Below are 16,031 nucleotides of genomic sequence, written 5' to 3'. Positions count from 1 at the left end.
TCGTTCACGATCTAATCGCAAGGTATTGACACGCCGAATTCGTCATTATAAATATCGTGCACGATTTAATCGTGAGATATGAGCGGAATGAGTAACGAACAAGGGAGCATCCCATGACGACGACAAGGGCAAGCGCAATGACGAACGGCATCTCTCGAAGAAACGTACTGGCTGGCACTCTCGGCGCCGCCGCGGCAGTATCTGCTGCACGCCCGACTTCGGCGGCAAGTACCGCGAAGACCACCACCATAACCAGCGAAGGAGCAAGGACCATGGGCAGCAGGATCGTCACCCGCGACGGCGTCGAAATCTACTACAAGGACTGGGGTCCGAAGGACGGCCCGGTCATCGTGCTCAGCCACGGCTGGCCGCTGTCTTCCGACAGCTGGGAGGCGCAGGCCTTCCACCTCGCCAACAACGGCTTCCGCGTCATCACCCATGACCGCCGCGGCCATGGCCGCTCCAGCCAGCCCTGGGACGGCAACGACATGGACCACTATGCCGACGATCTCGCCGAACTGATCGAACAACTGGACTTGACCGGCATCTTCCTCGCCGGCTTTTCGACCGGCGGCGGCGAGATCTCCCGCTATATCGGCCGCCACGGCACCAAGCGCGTCGCCAAGGCCGGGCTGATCTCGGCGGTGCCGCCGTTGATGGTCAAGACCGACACCAACCCCGGCGGGCTGCCGAAGGAGGTGTTCGACAATCTCCAGGCGGCAAGTGTCGTCGACCGCTCGCAACTCTACAAGGACATCGCCTCCGGGCCGTTCTTCGGCTTCAACCGTCCGGGCGCCAAGGTCTCGCAGGGCATGATCGACAGCTTCTGGCTGCAGGGCATGATGGGTGGCCACAAGAACACCTACGACTCGATCGTCGCCTTCTCGCAGACCGACTTTACCGAGGACCTGAAGAAGTTCGACGTGCCGACCCTGATCATCCATGGCGACGACGACCAGATCGTGCCGATCGACGCGGCGGCGCGGGCCTCGAAGAAACTCATCCCGCAGGCCGTGGTGAAGGTCTATCCCGGTGCTCCGCACGGCATCACCGACACCCACAAGGATCAGCTCAACCAAGACCTGCTCGAATTCGCACGGTCCTAGTCTTCGAGCGAAAGAGTGGGGGGCGCCCGAGCGGCGCCCTTTTGCTTTTCACGGCAAGCGGGCCGACCGCGACGGAAGAAACCGATCGTAAACGGCATGAGGTCGTCGACAACGTCACCGTCTTGTTCGCCGGTCGTGACCGCCGGAAAGGGTGGCATAAGCAACAAGCGTCGCGCCAAATCCCTCGCGAATTCGCCTTGCGAAACAACGTCTTGACTTTGGGGGGCGGCTCGCGGACGATACCGCCATCGACGCATGCCGTGTGTCGCAAAAGTATCCAACGGCGTTTCATGAATGATGCAGCAATCATCGCTCCGCAGCGGGCGTGGGGAAAAGGGCGGCTCGTTGCCAAATCCCGGAGCGGCCGTACGGCTATCGCCGAACTCTATCAGGAAGGCTGCGCCAAGATCCGTCTGCCAAAGACCTTTGATGCGTCGCTTGAAGCGGTGCTGATCAATTCTTCGGGGGGCATCACAGGCGGCGACCGGATGACCTGGGCGTTCGAGGCGGGCGAGGGCACGGCATTGACGTTGACGACGCAGGCCTGCGAAAAAATCTACAAGGCAAGTGCGGGAACGGCCGATATCTCCACGCGGATCTCTGTTGCTGGCGGAAGCCGGGTCGATTGGCTTCCGCAGGAAACCATCCTTTTCAATTGCGCATCCTTGTCGCGTTCCCTGGAGGTCGAGCTCGCCGGAGATGCAACCTTTCTGGCGGTCGAGGCCGTTCTTCTCGGCCGCAAAGCCATGGGCGAAGTGGTGCAGGCTGGTCTCCTTCGTGATCGCTGGCGGGTGAGAAGCGGTGGCCGGCTGCTGCATGCGGAGAACCTGACGCTTGCCAATGATATCGCCGCACTTGCAGAGCGTTCCGTGGTGCTCGGCGGCGCGGCTGCTTTTGCGACATTGCTTTATGTCGGAACGGATTGCGAAGCGATGCTGCCCAGGCTGCGAGGCACGCTCGGCAGCCACGCGAATGCCGGTGTCAGCCATGTTCAGGTTGCCGGTCGCGACAAGCTGGTCGCGCGTATCGCTGCGACCGACGGATTCGCACTTAGAAAAGTTCTCGTTCCGGTTATTTCGCACTTGCGCAACGATGCGTCTGTGCCGAAAGTCTGGACTCTCTGATCCCACAATTCATTGGACGGCGACGCATGAATCTCACCCCGCGCGAAAAGGACAAGCTGTTGATTTCCATGGCGGCGATGGTCGCGCGCCGGAGGCTGGAGCGTGGCGTGAAGCTCAACCATCCGGAAGCGATCGCTCTCATCACCGATTTCGTCGTCGAAGGTGCGCGGGACGGGCGTTCCGTGGCCGAGCTGATGGAAGCCGGCGCGCATGTGCTGACCCGCGACCAGGTCATGGAAGGGATCCCCGAAATGATCCATGACATTCAGATCGAGGCGACGTTTCCGGATGGGACGAAGCTCGTCACGGTACACGAACCGATCCGCTAGGACACGGCGGAAGAGTGCGGAGCGACTTCTGACCGGACCCGCCGTCAACGTTGAGGGAAAACCATGCTGAGCTTACGCCCGAACTGCGAATGCTGTGATCGCGACCTGCCGCCCGAGAACCGGGAGGCCATGATCTGCACGTTCGAATGCACCTTCTGTGCCGATTGTGCCGAGGCGAGGCTTGGCGGAATCTGCCCGAATTGCAGCGGCGAACTGGTTCGCCGGCCGGTCCGTCCGGCTGCGATGCTTGCGAAATATCCGGCGTCGACGGAGCGCGTGTTGAAGCCGCAAGGTTGCGCGGACGGTCGAGCGGCTTGAAGAGGAGAGGACATGATTCCTGGCGAAATCATCGCAGCTGAAGGCGAGATCGAACTGAACATCGGTTTCCAGACCGTCATGATCGAGGTTTCCAACTCCGGCGACCGTCCCGTGCAGGTGGGGAGCCACTATCATTTCGCCGAGACGAACCCTGGCCTGATCTTCGATCGGGAGGCGGCCCGCGGCAGACGACTCGACATTCCGGCCGGCACCGCGGTGCGCTTCGAGCCGGGCCAGACGAGGCAAGTGACGTTGATCCCGCTTTCAGGCAAGCGCGAGGTGTTTGGCTTCCGCCAGGCGATCATGGGCAAGCTATGAGGATGTTCGCGTCTCTATCCGGCTTGCTTCTGCTGTCAGCGCTTTCGGTAGCCGCGCAAGAACAGCCACCGGTCGATTGCCAGAACGCTGTGACGCAGATGGACATGAATATCTGCGCTGGCCAGGACTATGGCAAAGCCGACGCCGACCTGAATGAAGTCTACAAACAGGCGGTCGCTGCCATGAAGGCGATGGACAAGGAACTCGGCGAAATCGACGCCGCCTATCCCGGCGCGGAAGAGGCATTGAAGAAGGCGCAACGGGCCTGGATCGGCTACCGCGACGGGCAGTGCGAGCTGGCCGGGTTCGAGGCGCGCGGCGGCTCTATGGAGCCGATGCTGGTTTCAGGTTGCCTGGCGGAGCTGACCCGCAAGCGAACAGCCGAATTGAAGCAACTCCTCGAACCGAGTGGAAACTGACCGTTGAGCGGCCGCACCATCACCATCGTTGGCAATGGCGATGTGGCGCACGGCGCCGCCGCCGCGATCGACGCCGCCGATCTCGTCATCCGCTTCAACGATTGCCGCTCGGTCGGCAAGGGCGGCACAAAAACCGACATTGTCGCGGTCTGCAACACCGGTCGCCCTGCGCTGTCGATGCTCGGTGGAGGACGGTGGAAGACCAGCGATGCAGTGCGGCGGGCGAGCGAGTTCTGGAGCGTCCGTTCGGGTGCGAAGTTTGGGGCCATGCGGGCGGATCTTATGAAGACGCACCCGGATCTCGACGATTTTTGCGACGATTATACGATAGGCTTCGAAGCTTTTGCTCGCGCGACTGGCCGGCGTCATCGGGTGATCCCGGTGGAAACGCACGAGCGGCTCGATCGCGATCTCGCCCGGTTCGCGCCGGCGCCCTATGTCGTGCCGTCGAGCGGCCTGGTGGTGATCGCCGACATCCTGTCCGATTTCGTCCGCCCCGGAGACGATGTCGTGCTTGCCGGCTTCGGCCATGGCGGCTGGGAATGGCATCCCTTTGCGGCCGAGCGCCGCTACGTCGAAGCGCTTGCCGCCGAAGGCCGTCTTCGCCGTCTCGATCAATCTCAGTCTTCAGACTTTGCCCAAGGAGCCTGATCCATGCCTTACAAGATGTCGCGCGCGGCCTATGCCAACATGTTCGGTCCGACGGTGGGCGACAAGGTGCGCCTTGCCGATACCGAGCTTTTCATCGAGGTGGAGAAGGATTTCACCACCTATGGCGAAGAGGTGAAGTTCGGCGGCGGCAAGGTTATCCGCGACGGCATGGGGCAAAGCCAGGTCACGCGCGAGGGCGGCGCGGTCGACACCGTGATCACCAACGCGCTGATCGTCGACCATTGGGGGGTCGTGAAGGCGGATATCGGCCTCAAGGACGGACGGATCGCGGCGATCGGCAAGGCCGGCAATCCGGACACGCAGCCGGGCGTCACGATCGTCGTCGGGCCGGGCACGGAAGTGATCGCCGGCGAGGGCAAGATCGTCACGGCCGGCGGCATGGACAGCCATATCCACTTCATCTGCCCGCAGCAGATCGAGGAAGCGCTGATGAGCGGTCTCACCTGCATGCTCGGCGGCGGCACCGGCCCCGCGCATGGCACGCTCGCAACGACCTGCACGCCAGGTCCCTGGCACATCGCCCGGATGATCGAGGCGGCTGATGCATTCCCCATGAACCTCGCCTTTGCCGGCAAGGGCAATGCCTCACTGCCCGGAGCGCTTGTCGAAATGGTGCTCGGCGGCGCCACCTCGCTGAAGCTGCACGAGGATTGGGGGACGACGCCAGCGGCGATCGACTGCTGCCTGTCGGTCGCCGATGAATATGACGTCCAGGCGATGATACACACCGATACGCTGAACGAGAGCGGCTTCGTCGAGGATACGATCGCCGCGATCAAGGGCCGGACGATCCATGCCTTCCATACGGAAGGAGCGGGGGGCGGCCATGCGCCGGATATCATCAAGATCTGTGGCCAGCCGAATGTCATTCCGTCTTCGACCAATCCGACGCGGCCCTACACGCTCAACACGCTGGCGGAGCATCTCGACATGCTGATGGTCTGCCATCATCTGTCGCCCTCCATCCCGGAGGACATCGCCTTTGCCGAAAGCCGCATCCGCAAGGAAACGATCGCAGCAGAGGATATCCTGCATGACATCGGCGCCTTCTCGATCATCTCGTCGGACAGCCAGGCCATGGGCCGCGTCGGCGAAGTGGCGATCCGCACCTGGCAGACGGCCGACAAGATGAAGCGCCAGCGCGGGCGGCTGAAAGAGGAGAAGGGCGACAACGACAATTTTCGGGTCAAGCGCTACATCGCCAAGTACACGATCAACCCGGCGATCGCGCATGGCCTCAGCCATGAGATCGGTTCGCTGGAAGTCGGCAAGCGCGCCGACCTCGTCATCTGGAACCCAGCCTTTTTCGGCGTGAAGCCCGACATGGTGCTGCTCGGCGGCTCGATCGCCGCGGCACCGATGGGCGATCCGAACGCCTCGATCCCGACGCCGCAGCCCGTTCACTACCGGCCGATGTTCGCAGCCTATGGCCGCAACCGGACCAACTCATCCGTCACCTTCGTCTCACAGGCGTCGCTCGATGCGGGGCTTGCGGGACGGCTGGGAGTCGCCAAGCAGCTCGTCGCCGTCCAGAACACCCGCGGCGGCATCGGCAAGGCGTCGATGATCCACAACAGCCTGACGCCGCATGTGGAAGTCGACCCCGAAACCTACGAGGTCCGTGCCGACGGCGAACTGCTGACCTGCGAGCCGGCGACGGTCCTGCCGATGGCACAACGTTACTTCCTGTTTTAGGCGGCCGGCTTCGGAGCAGCAGGCGAAAGCAGAAAGCCATGCGACCACCGCATGGCAGCCATGCGGGGACACCGAAAACGCCGCTTTGATGCTGCACGGCAGCGGAAACTCCGATAGGAAAGGGCTCTCAATTTCCGGCCGGCTGCGCTTCCTCCCAAGACTGATCGCGGCCGGCAGCCTGTCCCGAAGGAGATGATGATGCTCGGCAGAAAAGTTCCCTCTGTAACCTTCCGTACCCGCGTCCGCGACGAAGCCGTCGGCGGCTCCAATCCGTTCCGCTGGCAGGATGTTTCGTCGGACGAGTATTTCGCCGGCAAGCGCGTCGTGCTGTTTTCACTCCCGGGCGCCTTCACCCCGACCTGCTCGACCTACCAGCTTCCGGATTTCGAAAAGCTTGCGGCTGAGTTCCGCGCCGAAGGTATCGACGAGCTCTACTGCATCTCGGTCAACGACGCCTTCGTGATGAACGCCTGGGGCAAGTCGCAGGGCCTCGAAAACGTCAAGCTGATCCCGGACGGCTCGGGCGAGTTCACCCGCAAGATGGGCATGCTGGTTGCCAAGGACAATCTCGGCTTCGGCATGCGCTCGTGGCGCTACGGCGCCGTCATCAACAACGGCGTCGTCGAGCAGTGGTTCGAAGAGGAAGGCTACTCCGACAATTGCGACAGCGACCCCTACGGAGTTTCCTCGCCGCAAAACATCCTTGACGCGCTCAAGTCGCCGAAGATCGCCGCCTGATCTGTTCGTGAATGCCTGTGCCTCACGAGAGGTGCAGGGCTGAAAACGACTGAGGGCCCCGGTTCCCAGATAGGTCGCGTGAAACCATTTGCTTTCCGCCTTCCTGCTGGCGCCGGGGCCTTTTCTTGTTACATTAGCCGGAAAGGGCGCGGCAAGAATCGATGGTTTACGTTATCGCATATCTGAAGGCACATGCGGGCAAGGGTGATGATGTCGTCGCCCTGGCGGCGGCGCTGATCGAGGCCACCCGCAAGGAACCGGGCTGCATCAGCTATGATCTCTACCGCAAGCCCGCGGAACCGGACACGCTGGTCTTCATCGAGAACTGGAAAGACCGGACGGCGGTGGACGCTCATTTTGTCGAGCCGCATCTCAAGGCCTTTGAGGCGGCGATGGCGGATCTCTTGGCAGAGGTTCGCATCGAGATCGTGCATCCGGAAAAGATAGAGGTGATCTGAGGTGCCTTATCGCTCGACCGAAGTTCTGTCGCCGGGCCCAGCAGACAAGGCGGCGCTCCACAGTGTGACGCTCACCCACGATCAGCGCCATCTGCGGCGCAAGCTGCTCCATCTCGAAAACGACGATGTGGTGATGCTCGACCTCAAGCAGCCGGTGATGCTCGCCGACGGCGACCTCCTGGTGCTGGAAGGTGGCGGCTATATCCGGATCAAGGCCGCCGACGAGGCGCTTTACGAAGTTCGCGCGAGCGACGGCGTGCATCTCATCGAACTTGCCTGGCATCTCGGCAATCGACATCTTCCGGCGGCGGTCGAAGAAGGGCGGATCCTGATCGCCCGCGATCCCGTCATCCGTGCGATGCTTGAAGGCTTGGGTGCTGCCGTCGGCGAAGTGACCGAACCCTTCCAACCGCTGCGTGGCGCTTATCATGGTGGCGGGCACGATCACGGTCATGGCGGTCACCACCACGATCATGGCTGACCAGGCCGACACGCAGGCGCTGTTGCGTCTTGTCACCTGGCTATCGCCTGCATTTCCGGTCGGTTCCTTCGCCTACTCCGGAGGGCTGGAGCAGGCGGTTCACGATGGCCTCGTGACCGGTGCTGAAGAGCTGCGGCTTTGGCTGGAAACGCTGCTGACGCGGGGCGCCATGTGGAACGACGCCCTTCTGCTTGCCGAAAGCTATGAGGGGCATGACGATCCGCAACGGCTGAAGGCGGCGAGCGAACTGGCCGAAGCGATGGCGGGTTCGTCGGAGCGTCACATGGAAACCGTGCTGCAGGGCGAGGCGTTTCTTGCCGCTGCGCGCAGTTGGCCGAGCGCCGTATTCGAGTCGCTCGAACCGGTGGCGGCCTATCCGGTGGCGGTTGGCGCCGTGGCGGGCGCGCATCGCACGGGATTGCGGCCGGCACTTGCGGCCTATCTCGGTGCTGCGGCCTCGAACGCCGTTTCGGCTGCCATCCGCTGCGGCGTCATCGGTCAGCGCGGCGGCGTCGGTGTGTTGGCAGGCCTCGAGAGCACCATTGCCGCTGTTGCCGATCGCGCTGCGCCAGCCTCGCTGGACGAGCTTGGCTCCGCGACGATCATGGCCGATATTTCATCGCTGAGACACGAGACCCTGCATACCCGCCTGTTCCGCTCCTGACGGGCAGCCGCGTCCTGAAAGGAAAAGCAAATGCCATCGAAAAACGGTCCCCTTCGCGTCGGCATCGGCGGCCCGGTCGGTTCCGGCAAGACGGCGCTGACCGAAAAGCTGTGCAAGGCGATGCGCGAGAAATATTCCGTCGCGGTCGTCACCAACGACATCTATACCAAGGAGGACGCCGAAGCGCTGGTGCGGATGCAGGCGCTGCCGTCGGAGCGGATCGTCGGCGTCGAAACCGGCGGCTGCCCGCATACGGCGATCCGCGAGGACGCGTCGATCAATCTGCAGGCGATCGCCGATCTCAATCGCCGGATTCCGGATCTCGACGTGGTCTTCATCGAATCGGGTGGTGACAACCTGGCGGCGACCTTTTCTCCCGATCTCGCTGACCTGACGATCTACGTGATTTCCGTCTGCCAGGGCGAAGAGATCCCGCGCAAGGGCGGTCCGGGGATCACCAAGTCCGACCTCCTTGTGATCAACAAGAAGGACCTCGCGCCCTATGTCGGGGCCGACCTAGACGTGATGGAACGGGATGCGGAGCGGATGCGCGCGGCAAAGCCGTTTGTGTTTTCGGACATGAAGCGCGGCGACGGCATAGACCGGATCGTCGAATTCCTGACCGTGGAAGGCGGGCTCTGAAGCACGAGGCGCAACGCCGGTTTTCAGCGGGCAAGCGCCTCAAAACCGTTCGAGCGCTTGCCGGTCGCGGATTTCGATCAAGCGGCCTTTGACCGTGACGCCTGATTGGCGGAGTGTCGAGAAGGCGCGCGACAAAGCCTCCGGCGCGAGGCCGAGCTTGCCCGCAAGCACGTTCTTCTGGAACGGAAGGCGGAACGAGAAGCTGCTCAGACCGTCCGGGCAGTGGCTGAGGATATAGCTCGCGACCCGCTGAGGCGCGGTGAGCAACCGGTCCTCGGCAAGGCAGTCTTCCGTCATCTTGCCATGGCGGCAGAGAAGTTCGATGAGCGCCTGGGCGACATCGGTATTTTCCGCGGCAAGCTGGCGGAGCTTGCGGCTTTCGAACCGCGCGACGAGCAATGCCTCCGCAGCCTGCGCATTGGCGGTCGCACGATGCTCCAGGAACATGGCGTTTGCGCCGAAGATCTCGCCCTTCGGCAATACGGCAATGTCGGCTTCGCGACCGTCCTTGCCCAAGCGGTAGAGCCGGACGAGACCCGAGAGCACGAAGAAGACATGGTCGATCGGGTCGTCCTGACGAAACAGGATATCGTGTTCCTCGTGCGTGGAAACGATTGCGCCCTCAAGGATGGCCTCTGCCGTCGGTTGCGGCAGTCTCGCAAAAAAACGCGAATCGAGAAGAACGCTTCTGTCGGTCGAGGTCAATCGCAATGTCTTCATCCGTGCCATTCCCGAATTGGATCGAAGAGATCCTAATCGGGCATCGAGAGATGCGAATTGACCCCGATCAAATAACTCTCACAAAAAGGCCCGCGCAGGACGGCGCGGGCCTCGGATAGTGTGCGTCTTACGGCGCAGGAGCGGCTTTACTCGGCTGCAAGCGCCGGATGGTTGATGACCTTGCGGCCGGACTTGTCGTCACGCTGCTGCTCTTCCAGCGCGTTGATGCGTTCCTGCAGTTCCTCGATCGTGCCGCCCTGCTCGGCGGCGAGCCTTGTCAGCGCCTCGCGATCGAGCGGCAGATCCTCCTCGTCCTTCTTGCCGACGAAGCGGCCGAAGATCCAGGCGAGCAGCCGCGACAGGTCGTCCATGATCAGGAAGAAGGAGGGAACGACGACGAGGCTCAAGACGGTCGAGACGATGATGCCGCCGATCACCGCGATCGCCATCGGCGCGCGGAAGGAGCCGCCTTCACCGACGCCGAGCGCCGACGGCAGCATGCCGGCGGACATGGCGATCGAGGTCATGACGATCGGGCGGGCGCGCTTGCGGCCGGCTTCGATCATCGACAGCGTGCGGTCCATGCCGTGATGCATCATTTCGATACCGAAATCGACAAGCAGGATCGCGTTCTTGGTGACGATGCCCATGAGCATCAGGATGCCGATCAGCACCGGCATCGAGAGCGCGTTCTGGGTCAGGATCAGGGCTGCAGCCACGCCGCCGATCGCGAGCGGCAGGGAGAACAGGATGGTGAAGGGCTGGATCACATCCTTGAACAGCAAGATGAGCACGACCAACACCATCATCAGGCCGAGCAACATGGCGTTGCCGAAGCTCTGCTGCATTTCCGCCTGCACCTCGGCATCGCCGGCCTCACGGAACTCGACGGTTCCCGGCAGCTTAACTTCGGCTGCGATCTCTTTGAAGCGATTGGACGCTGTGTCGAGCGCGACGCCAACCGGAAGGTCGGCACCCAGTGTCACGACGCGGTAACGGTCATAGCGCTTGATCGAGCTCGGCCCTTCCGAATAGTTGATGTCCGCAACGCTCGAAAGCGGAACGGTCGCGCCGGACGCGGTCTGGACCTTGAGGTTGCGGATTGCCGCGAGATCCGTGCGGAAATCCCGATTGAGCTGGACGCGGATCGGAATCAGCCGGTCGTCGAGCGCGATCTTGGTGAGTTGCGCGTCGATGTCGCCGATGGTGGCGATGCGGATCACCTCGGAGATCTGCTGCGTGGTGATGCCGAGGCGGGACATCTGATCGGCGCGCGGACGGATCTGCAGTTCCGGCCGCGGCAGCGCGCCATCGGGGCTGACGTTGGCGAGCAGCGGGTCACTGCGCAGCTTGACTTCAAGAGCTGCGACGGCGCTGTCGAGGTCTGCGTCGTTGTTGGAGAGCAGGTTGAACGACAGATCGCGCTCGCCGCGGTCGTTGAGCTTGGTGACACGAACGTCGGGGATCGAGCGCAGGTTTGCGAAAATCTCCCTTTCGATCTGCGATTGCGGCTTGATGCGACCCGCGGGCGGCAGCTTGGGCAGGTACTCACCGATCAGCGGCATGCGGCCGATGACGTCGTTGACGACCTTGTTGACGAGCGAGTGGTCGAGCTTCTTGAGAAGCACGGTGACAGCAGCGCGCCGCAGCTCAAGATCGCCCTTCGGCGAGGCGCCGCCGAGCACGAAGACGTTCTCGACGCCGTCCATATCCTTGATGCGGTTGTAGATTTCTGTCGTCGTCCGATCCGTGTCTTCAAGCATCGCATCCGGCGGCAATTCGATCGACAGGCTGACGCGCGAATTGTCTTCCGGTGGCAGGAAGCTGCCCGGCACGAAGACGATCAGTGCGATCACGGAGCCGATCGAGAGCAAGATTGCGGCAAGCAGCGTGAGATAGCGCGTGTACCAGCGTTTCGTGGTGAAGCGCACGACGCGCGTGTACTGCCGCATCATGAAGCCTTCACCGTCGTGATGGCCGCCACCAACGTCCGTCGGTTTCATCAGATAGGCCGCCATGACCGGCGTGATCAGGCGGGCGACGAGCAGCGAGAAGAAGACGGAGACGGCGACCGTCAAGCCGAACTGGATGAAGTATTGCCCCGGAATGCCTGGCATGAACGAGACCGGGACAAAGACGGCGATGATGGTGAAGGTGGTGGCGATCACCGCCAGGCCGATCTCGTCTGCCGCCTCGATCGCGGCGCGGTAGGGCGACTTGCCCATGCGGATATGCCGCTCGATATTCTCGATCTCCACGATCGCGTCGTCGACGAGGATACCGGTCGCGAGCGTCATTGCGAGGAAGCTGACGAGGTTCAGCGAGAAGCCTAGGAGTTCCATCACCCAGAAGGTCGGGATGGCCGAGAGCGGCAGCGCGATCGCGGAAATCAGCGTTGCACGCCAGTTGCGCAAGAACAGCAGCACGACGACGACGGCGAGCAGTGCTCCCTCGATCAACGTATGGATCGCAGCCTCGTAGTTGCCGTAGGTGAAGTAGACCGAATCGTCGACCTTCTCGATGGTGACATCCGGGTGCTTGGCGCGGATCTCGTCGAGCGTCTCGGCGACCGTTTCGGCGACGGTGACTTCGCTTGCGCCCTTGGCGCGGAAGACGGCGAACGTCACGCCCGGATGACCGTTGAATCGGGAGAAGGACTTCGGCTCCTCGTAGGTATCGATCACCTTGCCGAGTTCCGACAGGCGGACGAAGCGTCCGTTCGGCAGCCCGATCATGGTATTCGCGAGTTCGGCCACGTCACGCGTGTCGCCCAGCGTGCGGATTGCCTGTTCGCTACCGCCGACCTGGCCGCGACCGGAGCCGAGATCCATGTTCATGCGGCGAAGTTGGCCGTTCACGTCGGCAGCGGTGATGCCGTAGGAGTTCAGGCGGTCTTCGTCGAGCTCGATGCGCACCTCCCGGTCGGAGCCGCCATAGCGGTCGACGCGGCCGATGCCAACTTGACCTTGGATCGCGCGCTTGATCGTGTCGTCAACGAACCAGGACAATTCTTCCAGCGTCATGCCGGGTGAGGAGACGGAGAACGTCTGGATCGCCTGGCCTTCGACGTCGACCTTCGAGACGATAGGCTCTTCAATCGAGGTCGGCAGGTCGCTGCGGATGCGGTCGATCGCGTCCTTGACGTCCTGCACGGCTTGAGTTGTCGGCACCTCCATGCGGAAGATGACGGCGGTGGTCGAGGTGCCGTCGGTGATCGTCGACTGGATATGGTCCACACCTGAGACACCCGCGACCGCATCCTCGATCTCCTTGGTGACTTGGGTCTCGAGTTCGGCAGGAGCGGCACCGCTTTGTGTGACGCTGATCTGAACGATCGGCACGTCGATGTTCGGGAAACGGGTGATCGGCAGGGAATTGAACGACTGCCATCCGAGCACGACCAGCACGAAGAAGGCCAGGATCGGCGCGACCGGATTGCGGATGGACCAGGCTGAGAAGTTCATGGTCTCTGTTCCCGTCAGTTGGTTGCCGGCTGCGCGGATTTAACCGGATTGACGCGGTCGCCGTCGCGCACGTAAGCGCCGGCCTTCGCCACTGTCTGTTCACCTGCCTTGAGGCCTGAAAGGATTTCGACGAACTGCCCGTCCTGGATACCGGTTACCACCGGCACCAGCCGCACGACGCCGTCTTCGACCTTGCGGACGATTGCCTTGCCGTCTTCGGCTGTAACAGCCGTTTGCGGCAAAACAACCGCTTGCTTTTGTTCGACAGTGACGACCGCGCTCGCATACATGCCGGCGCGAGCCTTGGACGTGTCGCTGAGAGTAATGTCGACGGAACCAAGCCGCGTCTGAGGGTCTACGGTCGGTTCGATCAGCCGGATCCTGCCCTCGATCGTGGTGCTGCTTCCGGCGAGCCTGACCGTCGCCGGCTGCCCGACAGCGAGTTTGATGATGTCTGCCTCGGCGACATCCGCCTTCATCTCGATCGCACCGTCGCGGATGATGGCGAAGAGCGGCTCACCGCTACCGCTGGCGATGGCGCCGATCTTGGCGTTCTTGGCGGAGATCACGCCACTGACGGGAGCCTTCACGGCGGTACGCGCAAGACGCAGGTCGATGTCGTCGATCTGTGCCTGCACCACCTTGATGTCTGCCGTAGCGACGCTCACCGATTGCTCGGCGGAATGAACGCGGGCGCGAGCGGCGGCGGCGAGTGCCTTCAAGCGGTCGGATTCGGCAGTCGACACCGTGCCGTTTTCAGACAGGCGCACGGCACGATCGGCAACGCGTGTCGCTTCTTCCGAATTTGCCGTCATTTCGGCGAGCTGGGCATGCAGTTGGGCGAGCGACGCCTCCGCTTTGGCGAGATTGGCTTCGAGCTGGCTCCTCTGCAAAAGCAGCGCATCGTCGTTGAGGACGACCAGGGTGCTGCCTTCCTCGACTCTATCGCCGACATCGACGTTCAGCGATCGGATGGAAAGACCGTCGACCAGCGGCGAGACGTAGGTTTCTTCGACCGCCTCGATCGAGCCGGTGGCGATGACGCGGTCACTGATCGATCGCTGTGCCGCTTCGGTGACGACGATGGAGGGGAGCGTCTGCGATTGTTGCGGCTTGGCGGCCTCTTCGGCGAAGGCGACGGAAAATACGCACAGTGTCATTGCCGCGCAGGCGCCGAAAAGAGATAGAAGTTTCTGAGCCATCGGCCTGTTTTCCTAAAAATGAAGTACCGGACATCGCGCCCAGGCGGCGAAGGTCTGGCTTAAATCACGTTATTCTCTTGTGTTCCCTGCACCGCCGACGATCGCCAGGTCCACGGACATGGTCACAAGCTTAAATTTCGCCCAATGCAGCCGGTTTCAGACCGAATACATCGAGTCCAGGAAAAAGTTCCCTAAAGGGCAAAGCTTAAGAAAACGATTTCCTCCCTGCGCCCGCTCCAGCCAAACGCTTTGGCCTATGTAATCGTCGTGCGAAATGCTTACAAGGTCGTCGAAGAGATGGTGCCTCACTATTTTTATTCTCGTATATCTCGCAGTGCAATATGGCGAGAATGCAGAGGATGCAACTTCGGCGCGACATTTTGACCGCTGCATGTGTCCTGAAAACGTAGCCGATTTAAGGACAAAACATCCGGCAATTCAAAGTACTACAGCGACCTTTGTGCGTCTGAACAGACGCACGGGGCTGTAATGCTTCGGCTGATCTTGCGCCGTCACCGGCTTTAAGAAAAAGGAGCGCGCGGCAGGCGCCGCACGCTCCGGTTTCCATCGGCTTCAGCGTGTATTACTTGAGCGCTTGGTCCGTTACTTCGTGCGTCCAGGCGCCTTCCGGCTCCTTGGAGATGACCGGGTCGGAGCCCCCGGCGAGCAGCGACTGAACCGTGCGCTTGTAGTCGGCCTCGTCGAGCGCGCCGTTGGAGCCTGCTGTCAGCTTGGCGATTTCGCCCATCATGCGCTTCTGGTGCTTCTCCGTCTGGGCACCGGTGGAATCGTTCTCCAGAACGATATCGGCGGCCTCGTCCGGGTTCTCCTCGGCATATTTCCAGCCCTTCATCGAGGCGCGGACGAACTTCACCATCCGCTCCTTGAAGGCCGGATCCTTGAGCTTGTCCTCAAGCACGTAAAGCCCGTCCTCAAGGGTGGCGACGCCCTGGTCTTCGTACTTGAAGGTAACGAGGTCTTCCGGCTTGATGCCGGCGTCGATCACCTGCCAATACTCGTTGTAGGTCATCGTGGAGATGCAGGCGGCCTGCTTCTGGATCAGCGGATCGACGTTGAAGCCCTGCTTCAAGACGGTCACGCCTTCCGGGCCACCGTCCGTCGGGATCTTCAAGTGCGACATCCAGGAGAGGAACGGATATTCGTTGCCGAAGAACCAGACCCCGAGCGTCTTGCCCTTGAAGTTGTCGGGGCTCGTCACGCCGGATTCCTTGAGACAGGTCAGCATCATGCCGGAGTGCTTGAACGGCTGGGCGATGTTGACGAGCGGCACGCCCTTTTCGCGCGTGGCAAGAGCGGAAGGCATCCAGTCGACGATGACGTCGGCGCCGCCGCCGGCAATCACCTGCGCCGGCGCGATATCCGGACCGCCGGGCTTGATATCGACGTCGAGGCCCTCTTCCTCGTAGAAGCCCTTGTCCTTGGCGACGTAGTAGCCGGCAAACTGAGCCTGGGTGACCCACTTCAGTTGCAGCGCGACCTTGTCGGCGGCATTGGCATGGAAGGCGGCAAGCGAAAAGACGCCTGCAGCAAGCAGAGACGCAAGTTTCTCGTTCATGTCTGTTCCCTCTTATTGTTGGTTCATTCTCATTGTCGCTTCATTTTAAAGCGCGTCGCATTCAACAGGAGCCGGGCGACGCGCTTTAAGTCTTTGTTTGCATGC

17 protein-coding genes are annotated in these 16,031 nt (G+C 62.0%); 13 read left to right on the top strand and 4 right to left on the bottom strand.

Translation table 11 applies throughout. From position 1 onward, the window contains the following. The first annotated feature begins 272 nt into the window (after positions 1-272). The 13 genes from RB548_RS14390 to ureG all read left to right on the top strand — a co-directional run bounded on the left by RB548_RS14390 (position 273) and on the right by ureG (position 8,964). The gene (locus RB548_RS14390; RefSeq protein ID WP_408642418.1) at positions 273-1,106 is read left to right on the top strand and encodes an alpha/beta fold hydrolase; all 834 of its coding nucleotides are present in this window, start codon (positions 273-275) and stop codon (positions 1,104-1,106) included. Positions 1,107-1,396: 290 nt separating this feature from the next. After that, positions 1,397-2,230 carry an urease accessory protein UreD gene (locus tag RB548_RS14385; RefSeq protein ID WP_331371964.1) on the top strand — a complete coding sequence of 278 codons (834 nt, stop codon included), beginning with the start codon at positions 1,397-1,399 and terminating at the stop codon, positions 2,228-2,230. Between the two features lie 26 nt (positions 2,231-2,256). Continuing rightward, complete coding sequence (locus RB548_RS14380; protein WP_026618115.1) at positions 2,257-2,559, top strand: urease subunit gamma; 303 nt, start codon at positions 2,257-2,259, stop codon at positions 2,557-2,559. Between the two features lie 63 nt (positions 2,560-2,622). After that, positions 2,623-2,877: a DUF1272 domain-containing protein gene (locus RB548_RS14375; RefSeq protein ID WP_331371963.1), complete on the top strand. Its 255-nt coding sequence runs from the start codon at positions 2,623-2,625 to the stop codon at positions 2,875-2,877. A gap of 12 nt (positions 2,878-2,889) precedes the next feature. Next, entirely contained in the window at positions 2,890-3,195 is a 306-nt protein-coding gene (locus RB548_RS14370) for an urease subunit beta (RefSeq protein WP_331371962.1), read from the top strand. Next, complete coding sequence (locus tag RB548_RS14365; protein ID WP_331371961.1) at positions 3,192-3,614, top strand: lysozyme inhibitor LprI family protein; 423 nt, start codon at positions 3,192-3,194, stop codon at positions 3,612-3,614. The genes RB548_RS14370 and RB548_RS14365 overlap by 4 nt, the downstream gene beginning before the upstream one ends. Before the next feature lie 3 nt (positions 3,615-3,617). Next, entirely contained in the window at positions 3,618-4,265 is a 648-nt protein-coding gene (locus RB548_RS14360; RefSeq protein ID WP_331371960.1) for a Urease operon accessory protein, read from the top strand. A gap of 3 nt (positions 4,266-4,268) precedes the next feature. Beyond that, positions 4,269-5,981 (top strand): urease subunit alpha, encoded by a 1,713-nt coding sequence (ureC, locus tag RB548_RS14355; RefSeq protein ID WP_331371959.1) that lies wholly within the window; start codon positions 4,269-4,271, stop codon positions 5,979-5,981. 198 nt (positions 5,982-6,179) lie between these two features. Further along, positions 6,180-6,719 carry a peroxiredoxin gene (locus RB548_RS14350; RefSeq protein ID WP_331371958.1) on the top strand — a complete coding sequence of 180 codons (540 nt, stop codon included), beginning with the start codon at positions 6,180-6,182 and terminating at the stop codon, positions 6,717-6,719. Between the two features lie 161 nt (positions 6,720-6,880). Continuing rightward, positions 6,881-7,177, top strand: a complete 297-nt coding sequence (locus tag RB548_RS14345; RefSeq protein WP_331371957.1) for a putative quinol monooxygenase — start codon at positions 6,881-6,883, stop codon at positions 7,175-7,177. Position 7,178: 1 nt separating this feature from the next. Continuing rightward, entirely contained in the window at positions 7,179-7,658 is a 480-nt protein-coding gene (ureE, locus tag RB548_RS14340) for an urease accessory protein UreE (protein WP_331371956.1), read from the top strand. Beyond that, complete coding sequence (locus RB548_RS14335) at positions 7,651-8,322, top strand: urease accessory protein UreF (protein WP_331374974.1); 672 nt, start codon at positions 7,651-7,653, stop codon at positions 8,320-8,322. The genes ureE and RB548_RS14335 overlap by 8 nt, the downstream gene beginning before the upstream one ends. A 30-nt stretch (positions 8,323-8,352) precedes the next feature. Then, a complete protein-coding gene (gene ureG, locus RB548_RS14330) occupies positions 8,353-8,964 on the top strand; it encodes an urease accessory protein UreG (protein WP_331371955.1) in 612 nt (203 codons plus the stop codon). Positions 8,965-9,003: 39 nt separating this feature from the next. Here the strand turns inward: ureG and RB548_RS14325 are convergent, their stop codons facing one another. The 4 genes from RB548_RS14325 to RB548_RS14310 all read right to left on the bottom strand — a co-directional run bounded on the left by RB548_RS14325 (position 9,004) and on the right by RB548_RS14310 (position 15,926). Further along, entirely contained in the window at positions 9,004-9,684 is a 681-nt protein-coding gene (locus RB548_RS14325; RefSeq protein WP_331371954.1) for a Crp/Fnr family transcriptional regulator, read from the bottom strand. Between the two features lie 146 nt (positions 9,685-9,830). After that, positions 9,831-13,148 carry an efflux RND transporter permease subunit gene (locus RB548_RS14320; protein ID WP_331371953.1) on the bottom strand — a complete coding sequence of 1,106 codons (3,318 nt, stop codon included), beginning with the start codon at positions 13,146-13,148 and terminating at the stop codon, positions 9,831-9,833. 14 nt (positions 13,149-13,162) lie between these two features. Beyond that, positions 13,163-14,350, bottom strand: a complete 1,188-nt coding sequence (locus RB548_RS14315) for an efflux RND transporter periplasmic adaptor subunit (protein WP_331371952.1) — start codon at positions 14,348-14,350, stop codon at positions 13,163-13,165. Positions 14,351-14,933: 583 nt separating this feature from the next. Further along, positions 14,934-15,926, bottom strand: a complete 993-nt coding sequence (locus tag RB548_RS14310; protein ID WP_331371951.1) for an ABC transporter substrate-binding protein — start codon at positions 15,924-15,926, stop codon at positions 14,934-14,936. Positions 15,927-16,031 lie beyond the last annotated feature (105 nt).

The sequence above is a fragment of the Sinorhizobium chiapasense genome, from assembly GCF_036488675.1.
In the GTDB taxonomy this organism is placed as follows: domain Bacteria; phylum Pseudomonadota; class Alphaproteobacteria; order Rhizobiales; family Rhizobiaceae; genus Sinorhizobium; species Sinorhizobium chiapasense.
The sequence above is the reverse complement of the archived record's forward strand: the minus strand, read 5'-3'. Positions and strand labels throughout refer to the sequence as shown.

Coding starts and splice junctions, on each gene's coding strand:
- RB548_RS14390 (WP_408642418.1), top strand. CDS start 273: ATGGGCAGCAGGATCGTCACCCGCGACGGCGTCGAAATCTACTACAAG.
- RB548_RS14385 (WP_331371964.1), top strand. CDS start 1,397: ATGAATGATGCAGCAATCATCGCTCCGCAGCGGGCGTGGGGAAAAGGG.
- RB548_RS14380 (WP_026618115.1), top strand. CDS start 2,257: ATGAATCTCACCCCGCGCGAAAAGGACAAGCTGTTGATTTCCATGGCG.
- RB548_RS14375 (WP_331371963.1), top strand. CDS start 2,623: ATGCTGAGCTTACGCCCGAACTGCGAATGCTGTGATCGCGACCTGCCG.
- RB548_RS14370 (WP_331371962.1), top strand. CDS start 2,890: ATGATTCCTGGCGAAATCATCGCAGCTGAAGGCGAGATCGAACTGAAC.
- RB548_RS14365 (WP_331371961.1), top strand. CDS start 3,192: ATGAGGATGTTCGCGTCTCTATCCGGCTTGCTTCTGCTGTCAGCGCTT.
- ureC (WP_331371959.1), top strand. CDS start 4,269: ATGCCTTACAAGATGTCGCGCGCGGCCTATGCCAACATGTTCGGTCCG.
- RB548_RS14350 (WP_331371958.1), top strand. CDS start 6,180: ATGCTCGGCAGAAAAGTTCCCTCTGTAACCTTCCGTACCCGCGTCCGC.
- RB548_RS14345 (WP_331371957.1), top strand. CDS start 6,881: ATGGTTTACGTTATCGCATATCTGAAGGCACATGCGGGCAAGGGTGAT.
- RB548_RS14335 (WP_331374974.1), top strand. CDS start 7,651: ATGGCTGACCAGGCCGACACGCAGGCGCTGTTGCGTCTTGTCACCTGG.
- ureG (WP_331371955.1), top strand. CDS start 8,353: ATGCCATCGAAAAACGGTCCCCTTCGCGTCGGCATCGGCGGCCCGGTC.
- RB548_RS14325 (WP_331371954.1), bottom strand. CDS start 9,684: ATGAAGACATTGCGATTGACCTCGACCGACAGAAGCGTTCTTCTCGAT.
- RB548_RS14320 (WP_331371953.1), bottom strand. CDS start 13,148: ATGAACTTCTCAGCCTGGTCCATCCGCAATCCGGTCGCGCCGATCCTG.
- RB548_RS14315 (WP_331371952.1), bottom strand. CDS start 14,350: ATGGCTCAGAAACTTCTATCTCTTTTCGGCGCCTGCGCGGCAATGACA.
- RB548_RS14310 (WP_331371951.1), bottom strand. CDS start 15,926: ATGAACGAGAAACTTGCGTCTCTGCTTGCTGCAGGCGTCTTTTCGCTT.